3 protein-coding genes are annotated in these 3803 nt (G+C 37.3%); 1 reads left to right on the top strand and 2 read right to left on the bottom strand.

The features are described 5' to 3' along the window. Window positions 1–74 precede the first annotated feature (74 nt). On the bottom strand, window positions 75–227 hold the full coding sequence (locus G561_RS15415; RefSeq protein ID WP_155954130.1) for a hypothetical protein: 153 nt from the start codon (window positions 225–227) through the stop codon (window positions 75–77). 571 nt (window positions 228–798) lie between these two features. Between G561_RS15415 and G561_RS0113205 the strand changes: the two genes are divergently transcribed. After that, complete coding sequence (locus tag G561_RS0113205; protein WP_037032555.1) at window positions 799–2970, top strand: TonB-dependent receptor family protein; 2172 nt, start codon at window positions 799–801, stop codon at window positions 2968–2970. Between the two features lie 214 nt (window positions 2971–3184). Here the strand turns inward: G561_RS0113205 and iscX are convergent, their stop codons facing one another. Further along, entirely contained in the window at window positions 3185–3391 is a 207-nt protein-coding gene (iscX, locus tag G561_RS0113200; protein WP_028859955.1) for a Fe-S cluster assembly protein IscX, read from the bottom strand. Window positions 3392–3803 lie beyond the last annotated feature (412 nt).

Genomic DNA, 3803 nt, shown 5'->3' with positions numbered 1-3803 from the left:
CGACTTTAAATCCAGTAAAAGAGCCAAAATCGATTGATAAGATGAGAGTCGCCTAATTCATTAAATGGTGACAACTATGTTGACAAACACCGATAAGTACTAAAAAAGATTTGCCACAGATCTCCAATTTTAGCCGTCTCTGGATTTAATTCTGCTCGATTAGTAGTACGAGTACTAATCCCTCGACAAGCTATGCCATTGGGTAGCTCTTTGACAGTGGTACTCATAATAATTCCTTTTGGAGCCTTATCTGTAAAGTGACAATTGAGCACCTTTGAGGTTGAGCTTAAAGGACAGCTTACACCAATTGCCTGACTTTTATTGAATTAATCTAATAACTTAACTGGTAAATAATGTAGAGTGACTTAGCAAAGCGCAACCCACCAAAATTAAACGAATGTTATTTTTAATCATAAATCGTTGGGTTACTGATTCTGCTCAATAATCTGCTGATGATTGAGCAGAATCAGCATTTATTTTTTGATCAATAGGTGTTTTTCATAGCTTTGCAAACTTAACCTCCTCCGCCTCCTGTGAAGATATGATCGATCATCCTTCTATAGGTCATCGACTGTTAAATATATACTGATACACGCATCTAATATCGACTAACCCAAGTATTAGCATTTTCAATTTTTATGGCACTAAATTATCAGTATAAATAATATTCATTGTATTTGATAATGATTATCGTTATTATTAAGAAATATTTACAAGTATTTACACAACTTGTAATAACTTGTTAGCTTTTATTTTTAAGTTAATTAACCTTAGTTTCATAACAATGGATTGATTTATATGCCTAATATCTTTACCTCTTTTTCTCTCTTTGCTTTATCTTCACTGGCCTTATCATTACAAACTGTTTATGCACAAGATTTAAATAAACAGTCTCTAAATAATGAACAACCTACTGCTACTATCACATTAGATCAGATTACAATTATTGGCAGTAAGCAAGATGCTGCTCTAATCGCTGGATCAGGATATTATGTCGATGAAGATCAACTAAATAATGAGCACATTACTGATATTAACCAAGTTTTAAAGACAGTACCTGGTGTTTATATTTCAGAAGAAGATGGCTTAGGGCTGCGTCCAAATATTAGTATTCGTGCTGGTATTGGTGGTCGAAGCAGTAAAGTTCATTTAATGGAAGATGGTGTGCCTATTGCGCCTGCCCCATATGCCGCACCTGCTGCTTATTATCATCCTACTGCGTCACGCATGTCAGGTGTTGAGGTACTAAAAGGTGCACCATTACTAAGGTATGGTCCACAAACTACAGGTGGTGTCATCAACTATGTTTCGACACCTATACCCACAGATAATGAGGGGAAAGTTACTGCCACCGTTAACGATCGTGGCGGTATAGACTTGCATGCTTATGCAGGTATGCAAGAAGGTGACTTTGCAGGGTTAATTGAAACTGTACAAACTCGTGGTAAGGGATACAAAAAAATTAATGGTAATGATATTGGTGACTATGACAATCAAGATTATGTGTTAAAAGGTCGCTATCAGGTCAATCCAGACCATAGCCTATCAGCCAAAATTCAACATTCAATTAAGTCGAGTGATGAAACTTATTTAGGATTAACTGATGAGGACTTTAATAAAGACCCAAACCATCGTTATCCCATGTCAGGCCTAGATAAAATGGATAATAAACATACTGGTATTAATCTGACACATAATTGGCAAATTGATGATAATAGCAGTATACATACAACAGCCTACCATAATAAAACGCATAGAAACTGGTATAAGCTTAGTGGTAATGTCATTAAAAAGTTTTATAAAAATCAAATTACTCAAGCACAGCTCGATGGTACCGAAGATCTTGCCGATATTACTGTAAAAGCCAATGATCGTACTTACAAGAGCACTGGCGTACAAACCAACTACAGTACTGATATAGTCGCGGGTGGCGTACACTCTATCGAGATTGGTGCTCGTTATCATCAAGACAAAGTAACTCGTTATCAGCCCTCTGATATATTTAATCAGGTTGATGGGCAACTTATCTACCAAAAGACTAAAGCACCTAATGCTAGCAATAACCGAGAAGAAAAGGCAGATGCGGTTAGCCTTTGGTTAACTGATAGCTGGCAAATATCAGATCCATTAACGCTTAATGCAGCCTTACGCTATGAACTTATTGATACTGAAGAAACACGTGGTGTCGGTACAAATAGTGAGAAGAAGGTTAAGAATAAGCAATCTGTTTTCCTTCCAGGACTGTCTGGCACATACCATATAAATGATAACTTACAACTGCTTGCTGGTGTTCATAAAGGCTTTAGTCCATTAGGTGCAGGAGTTTCTGACGATGATGACAAAGATCCAGAAGAGAGTATTAACTATGAACTAGGTACACGCTATACCAGTGGTGATAGTCATTTTGAAGCGGTAGCTTTTTATAGTGATTTTGATTCAGTACTCAAAAACTGTAGCGAAAACTCTCCTTGCGGAACACGCACATCAGGCACTGAAAAAGAGAGTAGCTCTGCTGTAATTTCGGGTATTGAGATGATGGCAGGCACTCGATTTTATAGGGATGGCTACACTATCCCTCTTAGTGCAACCTATACTTATACTGAAGCAAAGCTTGCTGAGGACTATCAAGACACTCGTGATGGTGATCGCTTAACGCTTGTTCCTAAAAACCAAGCAAGTGTACGTACTGGTATTGAAATGGACTCTGGTTGGGATACTTATTTGACTGCGAAATATATTGATGGTATCTGTGAATCAGTTGGCTGTAATCGCACTAATAATGCCCGTAGCAAGACTGATCCACTTCTAACGTTCGACGTTATTAGTCATTATCCGATTGGCTATGGGGCTAAAGTCTTTGGCAAAGTTGAAAATATCACCGACAAACAGGCTATCGTAAGTCGCACACCTTACGGTGCACGTCCTAATATGCCACGTACATTCACAGTGGGTATTACAAAAGAGTTTTAAATTGGCTCTATACAGTATGCTCTTTGACATGATGCTCTTTTTGACTAGCTGCATAACCAGACAAACGAGCACAAACATATAGAAAAACGTATTGAATGTAATAAAACATATTTAGAATAGATTGTTTTAAATAAAACCTTGGTATCAAATATGACGCCAAGGCTTTTTTAGTAATCTGCTTAAGCAAGCGCGTTAGAGGTTTTAGGCGTTTTGATTAATCCGCCTCATCAATCCAATTCATCTGAATGGCTTCTAAAATACCTTCATTAGATTTATTTGGATCATCATCGAAGTTCTCAAGCTCAGTTACCCAGCGGTGCAAATCGGTAAAACGAATATACTGTGGGTCAGTATCTGGAAACTTTTCATAAAGTTCGATGGCGATATCTAAGCTGTCGGTCCATTTAAGTTTCTGATTCATAGTGGTGTCCTTTTTATGAAAATGTTTTTTTAGTATTAACTAAAACTGGTATCCCCTTAATCCTAACAAATATCAAAGCAGGTATATAGCCAGTTTTATCAAAGCCAAACTTTACTGAGACTTAATCGCTATTTGATTTACATTCCAAGTTTCAATGACTTCGGTCAAGCTCTCACCTTCCATTCCTATGCTTAAAGGCGGTTGTATGCCTTGTTTATTTATTAAAACAAATTTAGTAAGCCCTACGGCCATTAACGTATCTTTGACATAAAAGTGATGCTGAAAATAGACATATTTCTCATCCCATCCCTCTAAAGCCATAGGTATCTACACAAATTTACTAGCGGCATCAGCGAATTCACGCAGTTTGTCAGGGGGATAATGATTTACCAGTTCGGTAAAATTAAGCCAC

The organism is Psychrobacter phenylpyruvicus DSM 7000 = NBRC 102152 (assembly GCF_000685805.1).
Lineage (GTDB): Bacteria > Pseudomonadota > Gammaproteobacteria > Pseudomonadales > Moraxellaceae > Psychrobacter > Psychrobacter phenylpyruvicus.
This window is presented reverse-complemented; position numbering and strand designations above follow the sequence as displayed.